Genomic DNA, 15,097 nt, shown 5'->3' with positions numbered 1-15,097 from the left:
CGCGAAAAAGTGCCGTGGTCACGAAAATTTCCCGGGTAATTTAAATGCCCGGTTATTTCTCCACACAGCCTACACATTCAGTCAATAAAGACTCGACAATGTCCACTCATAATCGCTATTGAGGCATAACCCTTTGTGCATTGCGCGTTGCAAATTACCACTGTTTCTTAAAGATTTTATGAAGTTGGCTGAAATAATGAACATGGAACTTTCAAAATATTTCTCTCCTAAAAAACTGGGCATATATTCCCTGTTTCTGCTGCTGTCGTGGGGATTACTTTATACCTGGCTGGTGCTGGTGCACAGAATGGATGAAAAAGTCGCCTCGACGCTGCTCTCTTCACCCATTATCTATGGCTGCATCGCATTGTCGGTTGTCTCGCTGATAATTCAAAATAAAGCTGGCGCGTTGACGGAGCTGCTTGTCATCGCCTTCTGGCTAATAGTGATTTTTGTCTATCTCATCATTACGTTCACCGTGCTGTTAAATGCGATGCCCGATATCGAAGATCTGGTCTTTTACTACGAGTGTTATTTGATCATTTTTTTTGGCGGAGCACCGCTGTACCTCATTATGAGAATGATTTGAGCCGCTGCTCCACACGTCCTCCATAAACCGCCCATGTCCGCTAAACAGGCTAGCGGTAGACTCTCTGTCTCATTTTTTGCACAAAAATAACTCACTGAAAAGTCTGACACGACTTACCCATAATGATGAACCGTAATAATAATCTTCGTTCTTCTGAACCTGCCGGTGTGATGCACTCGCTTAAAAAACTCGCGATACGGCACCGAAAAAAACTGGCTGTCACCTTCTTCCTGGTGGTGGCCGAAAACGTGACTTTTTTACTTTATCCCGTTCTGGCAGGCATCGCGATAAATGCCATCCTCGCAGGTAAGACGCTTAACGCCGCGCTGTATGGCCTGATGGTACTTTGTATGTGGCTCATCGGCGCGGCCAGACGGAGCATCGACACGCGCACGTTTGCACGCATTTATGCCGGACTCGCGGTATCCGTCGTCCTGGCACAGCGCAGATATCAGCTAAACCATTCGGCAATCGCCGCCAGAGTCACGCTCTCGCGCGAATATGTGGATTTCTTTGAAATGCACCTTCCCCTGCTGATTACATCGCTGAGCTCACTTTTTGGTGCCGCCATCATGTTGCTGTTTATTGAATTTTGGGCCGGCGTCATGTGCTTTGCGATTGTATTTATCCTGCTCGGATTTGTCTCCGGATATGCCCGTAAAAATGAATGGCTATTCATGCGGCTGAATAATCGGCTGGAAAAAGACGTGGATTATGTTCATAAGGCTGGCACGGCGCCCCTTCACCGTCATTACGCCACGCTGGCGCGTTTACGTATCGCACTATCTGACCGCGAGGCGTGGGGCTATTTGTGGGTTGGCGTACTTGTTGCCGCGCTTTTTACACTGACCATCGTCTGGATGACGCGCTCAACCGGCATCACCGCCGGGCATATTTATTCCGTGATGACCTACATGTGGATGTTCGCGACGAGCCTCGATGACGCACCGCAGCTTCTTGAGAAATTTTCGCAGCTAAGGGATATCGGTAAACGCGTCTCCACTGATGATGAAATTCACGTAACTGGACGTTAATTTAATGCCTCATTTTTTTATTGAACGCCCCGTTTTCGCCTGGGTAGTGGCGCTTTTTATCGTTCTGGCGGGACTTCTGTCTATTCCCCGTTTACCGGTTGCGCAATATCCGGCAGTGGCACCGCCGGGGATCATTATTTCCGTCAGTTACCCGGGGGCCAGTCCCGATATCATGAATACGTCAGTGGTATCGTTAATCGAGCGCGAAATCTCTGGCGTAGACAATTTGCTCTACTTTGAATCATCCAGTGACACAACCGGTTCGGCATCGATTACCGTCACGTTTAAACCAGGTACGGACATCAAGGTGGCGCAGATGGACCTGCAGAATCAGATTAAAATCGTCGAGCCTCGTCTGCCTCAGGCGGTAAAACAAAACGGCATTAACGTTGAGGCCGCTAACTCTGGCTTTTTAATGATGGTGGGGCTGAAGTCCACGACAGGTCAATTTGAGGAAGCCGATTTAAGCGACTATTTTGCCAGAAACGTCAGTGACGAGCTTCGTCGCGTGCCCGGCGTAGGGAAAGTTCAGCTGTTTGGCGGCGAAAAAGCGCTGCGCATCTGGCTGGATCCCATGAAGCTCCATAGCTATGGGCTTTCGATAAGTGATGTTCTTACCGCCGTTGGCCAGCAAAATGCCCTGGTTTCGCCCGGTAAAACGGGAGATGAGCCCACAGCTGCAGGACAAGGGGTGACGTATCCCATCACCGTGAAGGGACAACTCTCCTCGGTCGAGGCGTTCAGGAATATCACCCTGAAATCTGACGCATCAGGCGCCCGCCTGAAACTGTCCGACATTGCGCGGATTGAATCTGGCCTGCAAAGCTATGCCTTTGGTATCCGCGAAAATGGGGTGCCCGCAACGGCGGCGGCAATCCAGCTCTCGCCTGGCGCCAACGCAATGAGTACGGCTTCAGGCGTGCGCTCGCGCATCGACGAGCTTTCCCGGGTGTTACCTGACGGAATGGCGTTTACGGTTCCCTTCGATACCGCGCCGTTTGTGAAACTTTCTATCGTGAAGGTTGTTCAGACTTTTGCGGAAGCGATGGTTCTCGTCTTTCTGGTTATGCTGCTGTTTCTGCATAAGATACGCTGTACGCTTATCCCGGCGCTTGTTGCTCCCGTCGCACTTCTTGGCACCTTCACGGTGATGCTGTTGAGCGGATACTCCATCAATATTCTGACGATGTTCGGCATGGTGCTGGCGATAGGAATTATCGTTGATGATGCCATCGTGGTTGTAGAAAACGTTGAACGACTGATGGAGGAAAAAAGCCTGTCCCCGCGTGACGCCACGCGGCAAGCCATGCAGGAAATCACCCCGGCGATTATAGGGATCACGCTGGTGCTAACCGCCGTCTTTATCCCCATGGGGTTTGCTGAAGGATCCGTCGGGATTATCTACCGACAATTTTGTATTTCCATGGCGGTCTCCATACTGCTGTCCGCGTTTCTAGCCCTGACGCTTACGCCCGCCCTGTGCGCAACGTTACTCAAGCCGCACAGGGCAGGAAAGAGCGGAAGTGGACGGTTCGCTGCCAGGTTTAACGCGCGCTTCCGTTCGCTCACCGTCTGCTACGAAGCCGGGCTGGGTGCCGTTCTGAAGCGAACCGGACGTATGCTGCTCCTGTACGTTGCGCTTTGCGCTGCGCTTTTTTTGGGATTGTCTTCGTTACCGTCGTCCTTTCTGCCGGACGAAGATCAGGGCTACTTTATGTCCTCAATCCAGCTGCCTTCTGATGCCACGATGCAGCGCACCCTCAACGTGGTTAAAAAATTTGAAGAGGAAATTGCGGCCCGGCCGGATATTGAAAGCAACATTATGATCCTGGGGTTTGGGTTTTCAGGTTCAGGGCCGAATTCGGCTATGGCCTTCACCACGCTTAAGGACTGGAAAAACCGGCAGGGCTCGACGGCCCAGAACGAAGCCGACCATATTCAGGCCAGCATGGCGAACGTCTCTGATGCCGTCACGATGAGCCTGCTCCCGCCGGCCATTTCGGATATGGGCACTTCCTCGGGGTTCACCTGGTACGTGCAGGACAGAGCGGGACTGGGCTACGAGGCGTTAAAGCGCGCTGCCGACGCGCTGGTCCTGCAAGCCAATGAACGTCCTGAACTGAGTGACGTGTATATAGACGGTCTTCCGGAAGGAACAAGCCTTGCGCTCCAGGTGGACAGAGAAAAGGCGGAAGCGATGGGCGTCTCCTTTGATGAAATCAACCAGACGCTCTCCGTCACCCTGGGCTCAAATTATGTCAATGACTATACGAATAGCGGCCGCGTTCAGCAGGTGATTATTCAGGCCGATGCGCCCTACCGAATGCAGCCTGAGCAGATACTGACATTATCTGTGAAAAACCGGATGGGTCAGACGGTACCGGTATCGACGTTTGCCACGCTTTCCTGGAACGTTGCGCCGCAGCAGTTGACCCGCTATCAGGGATATTCTGCTATTCGCATTACCGGAAATGCAGCGTCGGGAGAGTCCAGCGGCACCGCAATGAAGGTTATAGAGAGTTTGTCCAGAGATTTACCTCAGGGCATGGCGGGCGAGTGGGCCGGGAGTTCATTGCAGGAGCGAAAATCGGAGTCTCAGCTTCCGGGCCTTATCGTCCTGTCGATACTGGTCGTATTTATGGTTCTCGCCGCGCTGTATGAGAGCTGGTCTATTCCTTTTGCGGTCATGCTGGTCGTTCCGCTGGGTCTTATCGGCGCGGTGATAGCGGTGTCTGTTGCGGGCATGACGAATGACGTTTTCTTCAAGGTCGGCCTGATCACGCTTATCGGCCTGTCGGCCAAGAACGCCATTTTGATTGTTGAATTTGCGAGGCAGCTCCATCGCGAAGGACAGCCCCTGCTGGCGGCAACCGTTCATGCCGCCAGCCAGCGCCTGCGCCCCATTCTGATGACCTCGTTAGCCTTCACCTTAGGAGTTGTTCCCTTGATGCTGGCCAGGGGTGCAAGCGACAGTACGCAGCATGCCATAGGTACCGGCGTATTTGGCGGTATGATCAGCGGCACGCTTCTCGCGATCTTCTTTGTACCGGTTTTCTTTATCGTCATTGCGCGTTTCGTCGACAACATCAGGAAAGCGTGAATACCCTGGTGGAATCGCGCTCCTTCTCTGGTTGGATGAGGCGAAGCTGTTACCGGGTGATATACTGGACGAATGCTGAAATTTTGAGCCCCCGCGAGTCCGCGGTGCATTCTTCGGGGCAGGCGTCTTCGGAGAAGTGCGAGAAATATCGTGACACAAGGGGCTGTGAGTGGGCTATAATTTCGAGCTAATTTCGAATGATTTTGAAATACTGCCTGTAACGCTATGAATTACAAGGCAAAATAAGCAATGAATATAAGGATTAAAGCTATGGGTTTTCTTTCCGGTAAGCGCATTCTGGTGACTGGCGTTGCCAGCAAACTGTCCATCGCATACGGCATCGCACAGGCAATGCATCGCGAAGGCGCTGAGCTGGCGTTCACCTACCAGAACGACAAGCTGAAAGGCCGTGTTGAAGAGTTTGCCGCGCAGCTGGGTTCCAGCATTGTTCTGGAATGTGATGTTGCACAAGACGAAAGCATCGACGGCATGTTTGCTGAACTGGCAAAAGCATGGCCGAAATTCGACGGTTTCGTTCACTCCATTGGCTTCGCTCCTGGCGACCAGCTGGACGGCGACTACGTGAACGCGGTTACCCGTGATGGCTTCAAAATCGCTCACGACATCAGCTCCTACAGCTTCGTGGCGATGGCGAAATCCTGCCGCGCGATGCTGAACCCGGGCGCAGCCCTGCTGACCCTATCCTACCTGGGCGCTGAACGTGCTATCCCTAACTACAACGTTATGGGCCTGGCTAAAGCGTCTCTGGAAGCGAACGTACGCTACATGGCGAACGCAATGGGTCCTGAAGGCGTGCGCGTTAACGCCATCTCTGCAGGTCCTATCCGCACCCTGGCAGCTTCCGGCATCAAAGATTTCCGTAAAATGCTGGCACACTGCGAAGCGGTAACCCCGATTCGTCGTACCGTTACCATTGAAGATGTGGGTAACTCTGCAGCCTTCCTGTGCTCTGACCTTTCCGCAGGTATCTCCGGCGAAGTGGTTCACGTTGACGGCGGCTTCAACATCGCTGCAATGAACGAGCTGGAAATTAAATAAGCTGTGACTCTCTTCCCGCGCGGGAAGAGAGTTTCCCCCCGCACCACCCCTTCGTTATTCCGTTCTGCTATTTGTTATCACCTAACAATATTTTTCCCTTTATCTGCGTTACGCCAGGATATTGATCGCCATTTTGAGATCAAGGAACGCACATGGAACAACGCCGTTTTTCCGGCAAAGGCCACTGGTATCACGAAACCCAGTCAAACCACGCGCAGACGGATGTTTTGCCCCTGGTGCCCGAAGCCGCTAACGTCGACGATCGTTTTTTGCTCGATTTAGCCCTGCCTGATGAGATTGTCGCCGCCTGTTCTGGCTGGCTTGCCCCTGCCAGAGCCTTATGCCACCAGCTGTTTCCGCTCTCGATTCCCGTGAACCGCCTGCATACGCTCAGCGCCTACGATCGGCTCAGTACCGCGTTGACGGTCGCCCAGGCCTGTGGCGTTCAGCGGCTTTGTAACCATTACGCCGCCCTCCTCGCCCCGCTACCTGGCCCGGACTCCTCGCGCGAAAGCAACCAACGCCTGGCGCAAATCACGCAGTATGCCCGCCAGCTTTCCAGCTCCCCTGATGTTATTGATGATAAAGCGCAGAACCAGCTTGATGAGGTTGGCCTGTCAATATATGACATGGTGGTGATTAACCAGATTATCGGTTTTATTGGTTTTCAGGCGCGCGTGGTCGCGGTTTTTCAGGCGCTGTTAGGACAACCTGTTCGCTGGTTGCCGGGCCATCATATTCAGCCGCACACCCTGCCCGCAAACCACGACGCCTGGGTGTCGCTTTTGCCGGTCGTCGAACTGCGCTATGCGAGCGCACATCAGCTTGAGTCGCTGTCCCGCTGGCAGGCAGAACCCGCGCTTGAAGCGCTGACGCCGGTTCTTTGCCATGAGCCGACGCTGCTCGACCTGACGGGAGAAATCCTGATCAACAGTCGCGAAGAGACTTCTCTGACTTCTCCTGCACTTTCGGCAGCGGTCGAACTGCTGACGCGCTCTCCGGATCGCTTCAGTGCCGCACAGTTTACCCCGCTCACGGATCAAGGACTCTCTGCCGAACAGGCGATCTCACTGCTTACCCAAAGTGCGTTTGATGGCTGGCTTACGCGTCTGAAAGTCGCGTTTGGCAAAGAGGAATAACCATACTAATTACCCAAAGACCGCTTGCTGAGACAGTGAGAATCGCGTAAAACTGTCAGCCGCTCAATGGCTACGAAAATAGAACATTATGTTTCAGGACAACCCGCTGCTAGCGCAGCTTAAACAGCAACTGCATTCCCAGACGCCGCGTGCAGAAGGGGTCGTAAAAGCCACGGAAAAGGGCTTTGGCTTCCTTGAAGTTGACGCGCAGAAAAGCTACTTCATTCCGCCACCGCAGATGAAGAAAGTGATGCATGGCGACCGCGTCATGGCCGTCATTCATACCGAAAAGGAACGAGAGTCCGCCGAGCCGGAAGAACTGATCGAACCGTTCCTGACCCGCTTTGTGGGTAAGGTGCAGAGAAAAGACGATCGTCTGTCTATCGTGCCGGATCATCCCCTGCTGAAAGATGCCATCCCCTGCCGCGCCGCCCGCGGCGTCGAGCATGATTTTAAAGAAGGTGACTGGGCCGTAGCAGAAATGCGCCGTCATCCTCTGAAAGGTGACCGCGGTTTTTATGCTGAATTGACTCAGTTCATCACCTTTGGCGCCGACCATTTCGTGCCGTGGTGGGTCACGCTCGCACGCCACAATCTTGAAAAAGAAGCACCTAACGGCGTAGCGACGGAGATGCAGGACGAAGGTCTGACGCGTCGCGATCTCACTGCCCTGGAGTTTGTCACCATCGACAGCGCCAGCACGGAAGATATGGATGACGCGCTCTACGCTGAAGAGAGCGCCGATGGCAAACTGCATTTGACGGTTGCCATTGCCGATCCCACCGCCTGGATTACCGAAGGCAGCAAGCTGGATGACGCGGCGAAAATCCGTGCCTTCACCAACTACCTGCCGGGCTTCAACATTCCAATGCTGCCGCGCGAACTGTCAGACGATCTCTGCTCGCTGCGTCCCAATGAAGTGCGCCCGGTCCTTGCCTGCCGCATGACCATCGCAGCGGATGGCGCGATTGAAGACGATATCGAGTTCTTTGCCGCTACCATCGAATCGAAAGCCAAGCTGGCCTACGATAACGTGTCCGACTGGCTTGAAAATACCGGTAGCTGGAAACCTGAATCAGACGCTATTGCCGCGCAGATCCGTCTGCTGCAGCGCATCTGTCTGAACCGCGGCGAGTGGCGTAAAACCCACGCGCTGGTGTTCAAAGACCGTCCGGATTACCGCTTTGTTCTGGGTGAAAAAGGCGAAGTGCTGGACATCGTGGCCGAGCCGCGACGCATTGCGAACCGCATAGTTGAAGAAGCGATGATTTCTGCCAACATTTGTGCCGCACGCGTGCTGCGCGACAAGCTGGGCTTCGGCATTTACAACGTCCACACCGGTTTTGATCCTGCGAACACCGAAGCGCTGGCGGCCCTGCTGAAGAATCACGATGTGCACGTTGATCCGGAAGAGGTGCTGACGCTGCCGGGCTTCTGCAAACTTCGTCGTGAGCTGGACGCGCAGCCGTCCGGTTTCCTGGACAGCCGCATTCGTCGCTTCCAGTCCTTCGCGGAAATCAGCACAGAGCCAGGCCCGCACTTTGGTCTTGGCCTTGAAGCTTACGCTACCTGGACCTCTCCAATCCGTAAGTATGGCGATATGGTTAACCACCGTCTGCTGAAAGCGATTATCAAAGGCGAAACGATCGCGCGTCCTCAGGACGATACCACGCTGCAGATGGCCGAACGTCGCCGCCTGAACCGCATGGCGGAGCGTGACGTGGGAGACTGGCTGTACGCGCGCTTCCTGCAGGATAAAGCCGGTACGGATACCCGTTTCGCAGCTGAGATCATTGATATCAGCCGCGGCGGTATGCGCGTCCGTCTGGTCGATAACGGCGCTGTCGCCTTTATCCCTGCTCCATTCCTGCATGCCGTGCGCGATGAAATGGTCTGCAGTCAGGAAAACGGGACGGTGCAAATTAAAGGTGAAACAGTTTACAAGGTCACAGACGTGATTGACGTCAACATCGCCGAAGTCCGCATGGAAACCCGCAGTATTATCGCGCGCCCTGTCGCCTGATAACCTGTTAAATTGTCGGCCATTTCCTTTCCGGAGGGGCCGACAATGTTTCTTTTTATCCCCGCCACAAAATCATCATTTTTTCTCACTATTTTCCGTTTACCGCCGCCCAAACTCGCCATAATTATCTACAGTAAAAGAGTGTTGTTATATTCGGTTACGTGAATTTTTATACGCTGAGCATTCTTTTTTACCCGACTCGTTTTAATATAAAAAAACAGGGAAAAAACAATAAGTTCACTTCGGTTTTGCCGCTGTTTCGCAACGGAAAAGTCGACTGCAAATGAATAATTTGTGCGCTAATGAACAGCGGCGGGAGAAGACATGATGGACGATCTGGAGCAGAATTTGCTGTTTCGTTACATGGGGACGCATAGCCCCTGGTGGCGCCTGTCAGCTGACAGCAATGCTCTGCACCTTGCCACCAGCGAAAACGCCGATGTCACTCAGGTGGTTTCACTGGACGATGAACAGGCCGATCTCATCCGTCAGTTAACGGTTATTACCTCCAGCATCTCCATGTCGCTCTCTTTGTACGGGGAAGATGTTCCGGTGCATCTCGTGGGGCGCAAAATTACCCGCAACGAGTGGGCCGGCACCGCGTCCGCCTGGAACGATACGCCCTCCGTCGCGCGCGATCTGGCTCAGGGGCTCTCTTTCGCGGAACAGGTTGTCTCAGAGGCCAACTCCGTCATTGTTATTCTCGATCAAAACGGCAATATTCAGCGTTTTAACCGGCTGAGCGAAGAGTATACCGGCCTGAAAGAACACGAAGTGATTGGTCAGAACGTGTTTAAGCTGTTTATGAGCCGCAGCGAAGCGGCGGCCTCAAAGCGTAATATCACCGGTTTCTTCCGTAACGGCAGCTCCTACGAGGTCGAACGCTGGATTAAAACGCGTAAAGGGCAGCGGTTGTTTCTGTTCAGAAACAAATTCGTTCACAGCGGCAGCGGTAAAAATGAAATTTTCCTTATCTGTTCCGGTACCGATATTACCGAGGAACGTCGCGCGCAGGAGCGGCTGCGCGTGCTGGCCAATACCGATACCATCACCGGCTTGCCAAACCGCAATGCCATCCATGAACTGATTTCCGACGCCATCGCCAGCCGCGGCGATACGCAGGTTGGCGTGGTGTATCTCGATCTGGATAACTTTAAAAAGGTCAACGACGCCTACGGGCATATGTTTGGCGATCAGCTGTTACAGGCCGTCGCTCTCGCCATTTTGAGCTGTCTGGATGAAGGACAGGTGCTGGCAAGACTTGGCGGCGATGAGTTTATCGTCATGGCCACCAATACCTCACAGGGCTCTCTGGAAGCGATGGCGTCGCGTATTTTGACCCGCCTGCGCCAGCCGTTCAGAATCGGTCTGATTGAGATTTACACCGGTTGCTCGCTGGGCATCGCCCTCGCTCCGCAGCACGGCAACGACCGGGAAAGCGTCATTCGTAACGCCGACACCGCCATGTATACCGCCAAAGAGAACGGTCGCGGCAAGTTCTGCGTCTTCTCGCCCGAGATGAACCAGCGCGTGTTTGAGTATCTCTGGCTGGATACCAACCTGCGTAAAGCGCTGGATAACGATCAGCTCCTGATCCACTACCAGCCTAAAATAACCTGGCGCGGGGAGATCAGAAGCCTTGAAGCGCTGGTCCGCTGGCAATCGCCGGAACGCGGTTTGATTCCGCCGCTGGAGTTCATCTCTTATGCCGAGGAGTCGGGCCTGATTGTGCCGCTGGGGCGCTGGGTCATGCTTGATGTGGTTCGCCAGGTGGCGAAATGGCGCGATAAGGGGATAAACCTGCGCGTGGCCGTGAACGTCTCAGCGCGACAGCTGGCCGACCAGACTATTTTCAGTGACTTAAAGCAGGCGCTAAAAGATCTTAATTTTGAATACTGCCCCGTAGACGTTGAATTAACCGAAAGCTGTCTTATCGAGAATGAAGAGCTGGCGCTCTCGGTGATCCAGCAGTTCAGCCGACTCGGGGCGCAAATTCACCTGGACGACTTTGGTACCGGCTACTCTTCCCTCTCCCAGCTAGCCCGTTTCCCCATCGACGCCATCAAGCTCGATCAATCCTTTGTCAGGGATATTCATAAGCAGTCAATTTCCCAGTCTCTGGTGCGCGCCATCGTCGCGGTGGCGCAGGCGCTGAACCTGCAGGTGATTGCTGAAGGGGTCGAAAGTGCAAAAGAAGACGCCTTTCTGACCAAGAACGGCGTCAACGAACGGCAGGGTTTTCTGTTTGCTAAGCCGATGCCCGCTGCCGCATTCGAGCGATGGCTAAAACGATATCAAGCGCGTAAACAGCGTTAACTGGCTTTCCGCAAACCCGCCGCTTGATGGCGGGTTTGCAGCATCACCAGACGCTCCATGTAGGCGATATCCTTCGGCTCCAGGCAGAACGCAGCATCAACCCAGTCTTCCGTGATGTCCATCAGTTCACTGCGAGGCAATTGCAGGACGCGCGTACGGGCGCGCAGCATCGCCCTTACGCCATTCAGTTTTGGCCGCAGCGTATCGATGAAGGTTCTGGTGGAGACATAGCTTTGCCCGGGCTCAAACAGGACATCCACCAGCCCGTGCTGTTCGTACCATTCCGCCGTATGGGATTCCCCTTTATAGATGAGTTCCTCCGCCAGCTTCATGCCTGAACGGCGTGCTACCAGAGAATACCCCCCCATGCCGGGAAAGAGATTGAAGGCAATCTCCGGGAAACCTAAACGGGCATCGCGCTGACCCAGAACGAAATGGTGCGCCAGCGCCGCCTCAAACCCGCCGCCTAACGCACTGCCTTCGACCATTGCCAGAGAGACGGCGCCCGTATCAAACCCGCGGGATGCCGCGTGAACGCAGTCAACGCAGGCGCGCGCGTACGCTCGCAGCGCCTCCCGACGTCCGTTCTGAATGCACTCGACGAAGAACTGCAAATCACCGCCGACGTTGTACATCTCGGGAACCAGCGAACCGGTTACCCAAAAATCAACCGCAAAACCAGACTGGCGAACCAGCCATGCAAAGTTCATGATCTCCTCGATTAACGCGTGGTTGAAGCAAGGACGCGGCTGGGCCCGCAGCATCATCCAGACTGTGCGTCGCTCCGCCTCGTAATACCCTGACAGCTGAGTGAACCGTTCAGTATCGGTAAACAGTGTGCAGGTAGGCTGATTGATAACGGTCATAGTCTCATTCCTCTTATAAAAAGCGCGTTGCGCGCAGTTTTAGACTAATCCACTCAATAAGCCCGCTACATGAGGGGGAATAAATTTATCACTTCCGTTTAAGTAATTTAGTTATTGTATTTTTTCCCTTCTCTTTTGATCCTAATTTCTGCATCATTGAAAATATTAACTTTTCGCGCCTGGGGGTGAGATTATGTCGACTATTGATGCACAAGCTGTAGCACAACGTATTGATACCGTGCTGGATATCCTGGTGGCAGGCGATTATCACTCTGCTATCCGCAATCTCGAGATCCTGAAGTCTGAACTTCTTGCTCAGAACGGCGCTGACGTGCCACCTGAAAACAGACAGCCCAAAGCGCCGTGGGAAGTTTAAGCCCACCGTTTCCGATCTCGTTTCGCTTTATTAAATGGATGCTATGAATTCCCGACAACAACTCATTTTGCAGATGGTCATCGATCAGGGACGCGTAAGCGTAGTCGATCTCGCTAAAACGACCGGCGTGTCTGAAGTCACAATCCGTCAGGATCTTAATCTGCTGGAAAAACAGAGCTACCTGCGTCGCGCGCACGGCTATGCCGTCCCGCTGGACAGCGATGACGTTGAGACGCGCATGATGAATAACTACGCGCTCAAACGTGAACTGGCGGAATTTGCCGCGTCATTAGTGAACAATGGTGAAACGGTCTTTATTGAAAACGGCAGCAGTAATGCCCTTCTGGCGCGCACGCTTGCCGATCAAAAAGACGTTACCATCATCACCGTCAGTAGCTATATCGCGCATTTGCTCAAAGAGACGCGCTGCGAGGTTATTCTGCTGGGCGGTATTTACCAGAAAAAAAGCGAAAGCATGGTTGGCCCGCTGACCCGCCAGTACGTCCAGCAGGTTCATTTCAGTAAGGCCTTTATCGGGATTGACGGCTGGCAGCCTGAGACGGGGTTCACCGGCCGGGATATGATGCGCTCTGACGTCGTGAATGCCGTACTGGAAAAAGAGTGTGAAGCCATTGTGCTCACCGATAGCTCTAAATTCGGCGCCGTTCACCCGTATACGATGGGGCCTCTTTCTCGCTTTAGCCGCGTTATTACTGACGAACGTTTACGCGAAGAGCACCGTAATAAACTGGAAGATGACGGTCTCATCGTCAATATTATTAAAACAACCGCCTGAGCCCTCTGTGCGCCCGAATTTCGGGCGCTCTCGCCCTTCTTTCTCTGAGATGATTCCTGGTACTTCTTTAAGAGTTTTTACCTGTTTAACTCGCCCTAAAGTCGTAAAATTAATGTTAGCGATATAACAGGAAGTGACTATCACCTGCGTGATTACGTAACGCCTGCGCGACCAGCTTTCACGGAGAACAGAATTAAGTATTCGATTCGTCTATACTTAACGTGTACATCTTTCCGTGAATCGATAATTCAGGAGAAAGTATTATGACCTTAACCAGCAAAAAATTAGCCGCCGCTGTTCTGGCAATCACTGTAGCTATGTCCCTGAGCGCATGCTCTAACTGGTCTAAACGTGACCGTAACACCGCGATTGGTGCCGGTGCCGGTGCTCTCGGTGGTGCAGTATTAACGGATGGTAGTACGCTGGGTACATTAGGTGGCGCTGCTGTCGGTGGTATTATCGGTCACCAGGTCGGCAAATAATTATTCTATAAGCCTTCCGCGGCATTGCGATATTTGAACGCATTTCAGGTCTGACATACGCACGTATATAACACGAGCCACGGCATTTGCCGTGGCTTATTTATTTTAGCCGCCCGCCAGTTTGACCTTCATGCCTTTGGCTTCCAGCAGCGATTTTATTAAATCGCGTTTATCTCCCTGGATTTCGATAATGCCGTCTTTCACGGCACCGCCGCAGCCACATTTCTTTTTCAACTCGGCCGCCAGCTTTGTCAGCTCCGCATCATCCAGGTCAATTCCGGAGATAAGGCACACCCCTTTGCCTTTTCGCCCGCTGGTCTGACGCTGGATCCGAACAATACCGTCACCTTTAGGACGCTCGGCTTTCGCTTTCGGTTCGTCGATACGCCCGCTGTCGGTTGAGTAAACCAGACGACTGTTAGAATCGGTCATTATGCCCCCTTTTTCAGCGACGCGTTGATAGCCTTAAGCGTCTCTTCCGGGTTTGCGGACTGCGTCACCGGACGACCGATGACCATGTAGTCAACGCCTGCAGCCAGTGCCTGCTCAGGGGTCATAATGCGTCGCTGATCGCCGACTTCACTGCCAGCAGGACGGATCCCCGGGGTGACCAGCTTAAACTCCTGACCCAGTGCTGATTTGAAGCGCCCGGCCTCCTGCGCGGAGCAGACGACGCCATCAAGACCGCAATGCTGCGTCAGACGTGCGAGACGCTCGGCATGTTCGGCAGGTGACAACGTCACGCCGAGGTCGCGTAAATCGCTTTCGTCCATACTGGTCAGCACGGTGACCGCAATCAGCAGTGGCGCATCTTTACCGTACGACAGGAGCGCTTCACGGGCAGCCGTCATCATTCTCGCCCCACCCGATGCATGGACGTTAACCATCCATACGCCCAGATCGGCGGCTGCAGCCACGGCGTGCGCTGTGGTATTCGGGATATCATGGAATTTGAGGTCGAGGAAAACGTCAAAGCCGCGCTGCTGCAGATCGCGAACGATTTGCGGTCCAAAGAGCGTGAACATCTCTTTGCCAACTTTCAGACGGCAATCGCGAGGGTCGATACCGTCGACAAACGCCAGTGCAGCGTCACGCTTATTGTAATCAAGCGCAACAACAACAGGAGAATCCGTAACTATGCGGGAAGTGGAGGATGTAACAGACGTCATGACCAGCCCTTTTCGTCTATGGGCGCGCAGCGGCGCGGAACAGATAAACGGCGAGCATTCTACCTGCCGGCGCCGCAAATTGACAGAATCCATTTGCTTTCCTGCCAGGCCGGCAAACTGCACGGAGTCAGAAGCTGTGAGAAACGGA

Annotated in this window: 13 protein-coding genes; 10 read left to right on the top strand and 3 right to left on the bottom strand. The window is 53.6% G+C overall.

What is annotated here, in order from left to right; genetic code table 11:
* The first annotated feature begins 202 nt into the window (after nt 1–202).
* The 7 genes from M2433_RS01405 to pdeR all read left to right on the top strand — a co-directional run bounded on the left by M2433_RS01405 (nt 203) and on the right by pdeR (nt 11,260).
* Complete coding sequence (locus tag M2433_RS01405) at nt 203–589, top strand: hypothetical protein (RefSeq protein WP_047648706.1); 387 nt, start codon at nt 203–205, stop codon at nt 587–589.
* Between the two features lie 122 nt (nt 590–711).
* A complete protein-coding gene (locus tag M2433_RS01400) occupies nt 712–1,623 on the top strand; it encodes an ABC transporter six-transmembrane domain-containing protein (protein ID WP_429052347.1) in 912 nt (303 codons plus the stop codon).
* A gap of 4 nt (nt 1,624–1,627) precedes the next feature.
* Nucleotides 1,628–4,723 carry a multidrug efflux RND transporter permease subunit gene (locus tag M2433_RS01395; RefSeq protein ID WP_429052345.1) on the top strand — a complete coding sequence of 1,032 codons (3,096 nt, stop codon included), beginning with the start codon at nt 1,628–1,630 and terminating at the stop codon, nt 4,721–4,723.
* A gap of 270 nt (nt 4,724–4,993) precedes the next feature.
* Nucleotides 4,994–5,782, top strand: coding sequence for an enoyl-ACP reductase FabI (gene fabI / locus M2433_RS01390; RefSeq protein ID WP_003856831.1), 789 nt, complete (start codon nt 4,994–4,996; stop codon nt 5,780–5,782).
* A gap of 152 nt (nt 5,783–5,934) precedes the next feature.
* On the top strand, nt 5,935–6,921 hold the full coding sequence (locus tag M2433_RS01385; RefSeq protein WP_429052343.1) for a CMD domain-containing protein: 987 nt from the start codon (nt 5,935–5,937) through the stop codon (nt 6,919–6,921).
* Nucleotides 6,922–7,009: 88 nt separating this feature from the next.
* Nucleotides 7,010–8,944, top strand: a complete 1,935-nt coding sequence (locus tag M2433_RS01380; RefSeq protein ID WP_429052341.1) for an exoribonuclease II — start codon at nt 7,010–7,012, stop codon at nt 8,942–8,944.
* 324 nt (nt 8,945–9,268) lie between these two features.
* Nucleotides 9,269–11,260: a cyclic di-GMP phosphodiesterase gene (gene pdeR, locus M2433_RS01375; RefSeq protein ID WP_059309871.1), complete on the top strand. Its 1,992-nt coding sequence runs from the start codon at nt 9,269–9,271 to the stop codon at nt 11,258–11,260.
* On the opposite strand, the gene M2433_RS01370 is transcribed toward pdeR, so the two are convergent.
* Entirely contained in the window at nt 11,257–12,126 is an 870-nt protein-coding gene (locus tag M2433_RS01370) for a crotonase/enoyl-CoA hydratase family protein (protein WP_429052339.1), read from the bottom strand. The two genes, pdeR and M2433_RS01370, sit on opposite strands and share 4 nt — an antisense overlap.
* A 193-nt stretch (nt 12,127–12,319) precedes the next feature.
* Here M2433_RS01370 and M2433_RS01365 point away from each other — a divergent pair, with 193 nt between their 5' ends.
* The 3 genes from M2433_RS01365 to osmB all read left to right on the top strand — a co-directional run bounded on the left by M2433_RS01365 (nt 12,320) and on the right by osmB (nt 13,780).
* A complete protein-coding gene (locus tag M2433_RS01365) occupies nt 12,320–12,502 on the top strand; it encodes a hypothetical protein (protein WP_047348272.1) in 183 nt (60 codons plus the stop codon).
* Nucleotides 12,503–12,545: 43 nt separating this feature from the next.
* Nucleotides 12,546–13,298 carry a DNA-binding transcriptional regulator YciT gene (locus tag M2433_RS01360; protein WP_047348271.1) on the top strand — a complete coding sequence of 251 codons (753 nt, stop codon included), beginning with the start codon at nt 12,546–12,548 and terminating at the stop codon, nt 13,296–13,298.
* Nucleotides 13,299–13,561: 263 nt separating this feature from the next.
* Complete coding sequence (gene osmB, locus M2433_RS01355; RefSeq protein WP_008501216.1) at nt 13,562–13,780, top strand: osmotically-inducible lipoprotein OsmB; 219 nt, start codon at nt 13,562–13,564, stop codon at nt 13,778–13,780.
* Between the two features lie 105 nt (nt 13,781–13,885).
* Here the strand turns inward: osmB and yciH are convergent, their stop codons facing one another.
* Both yciH and pyrF read right to left on the bottom strand, forming a co-directional pair.
* On the bottom strand, nt 13,886–14,212 hold the full coding sequence (yciH, locus tag M2433_RS01350) for a stress response translation initiation inhibitor YciH (RefSeq protein ID WP_047348270.1): 327 nt from the start codon (nt 14,210–14,212) through the stop codon (nt 13,886–13,888).
* Nucleotides 14,212–14,949, bottom strand: a complete 738-nt coding sequence (gene pyrF / locus M2433_RS01345) for an orotidine-5'-phosphate decarboxylase (RefSeq protein ID WP_429052336.1) — start codon at nt 14,947–14,949, stop codon at nt 14,212–14,214. Before pyrF ends, yciH begins: the two co-directional genes overlap by 1 nt.
* Between the last annotated feature and the right edge of the window lie 148 nt (nt 14,950–15,097).

Origin of the sequence: Enterobacter sp. AC1, assembly GCF_050434705.1 — a bacterium.
Taxonomy (GTDB): domain Bacteria; phylum Pseudomonadota; class Gammaproteobacteria; order Enterobacterales; family Enterobacteriaceae; genus Enterobacter; species Enterobacter cloacae_L.
This window is presented reverse-complemented; position numbering and strand designations above follow the sequence as displayed.

What these genes read in the sequence shown, in the direction of transcription:
- M2433_RS01405 (WP_047648706.1), top strand. Translation starts at nt 203, where the DNA reads ATGGAACTTTCAAAATATTTCTCTCCTAAAAAACTGGGCATATATTCC.
- M2433_RS01400 (WP_429052347.1), top strand. Translation starts at nt 712, where the DNA reads ATGATGAACCGTAATAATAATCTTCGTTCTTCTGAACCTGCCGGTGTG.
- M2433_RS01395 (WP_429052345.1), top strand. Translation starts at nt 1,628, where the DNA reads ATGCCTCATTTTTTTATTGAACGCCCCGTTTTCGCCTGGGTAGTGGCG.
- fabI (WP_003856831.1), top strand. Translation starts at nt 4,994, where the DNA reads ATGGGTTTTCTTTCCGGTAAGCGCATTCTGGTGACTGGCGTTGCCAGC.
- M2433_RS01385 (WP_429052343.1), top strand. Translation starts at nt 5,935, where the DNA reads ATGGAACAACGCCGTTTTTCCGGCAAAGGCCACTGGTATCACGAAACC.
- M2433_RS01380 (WP_429052341.1), top strand. Translation starts at nt 7,010, where the DNA reads ATGTTTCAGGACAACCCGCTGCTAGCGCAGCTTAAACAGCAACTGCAT.
- pdeR (WP_059309871.1), top strand. Translation starts at nt 9,269, where the DNA reads ATGATGGACGATCTGGAGCAGAATTTGCTGTTTCGTTACATGGGGACG.
- M2433_RS01370 (WP_429052339.1), bottom strand. Translation starts at nt 12,126, where the DNA reads ATGACCGTTATCAATCAGCCTACCTGCACACTGTTTACCGATACTGAA.
- M2433_RS01365 (WP_047348272.1), top strand. Translation starts at nt 12,320, where the DNA reads ATGTCGACTATTGATGCACAAGCTGTAGCACAACGTATTGATACCGTG.
- M2433_RS01360 (WP_047348271.1), top strand. Translation starts at nt 12,546, where the DNA reads ATGAATTCCCGACAACAACTCATTTTGCAGATGGTCATCGATCAGGGA.
- osmB (WP_008501216.1), top strand. Translation starts at nt 13,562, where the DNA reads ATGACCTTAACCAGCAAAAAATTAGCCGCCGCTGTTCTGGCAATCACT.
- yciH (WP_047348270.1), bottom strand. Translation starts at nt 14,212, where the DNA reads ATGACCGATTCTAACAGTCGTCTGGTTTACTCAACCGACAGCGGGCGT.
- pyrF (WP_429052336.1), bottom strand. Translation starts at nt 14,949, where the DNA reads ATGACGTCTGTTACATCCTCCACTTCCCGCATAGTTACGGATTCTCCT.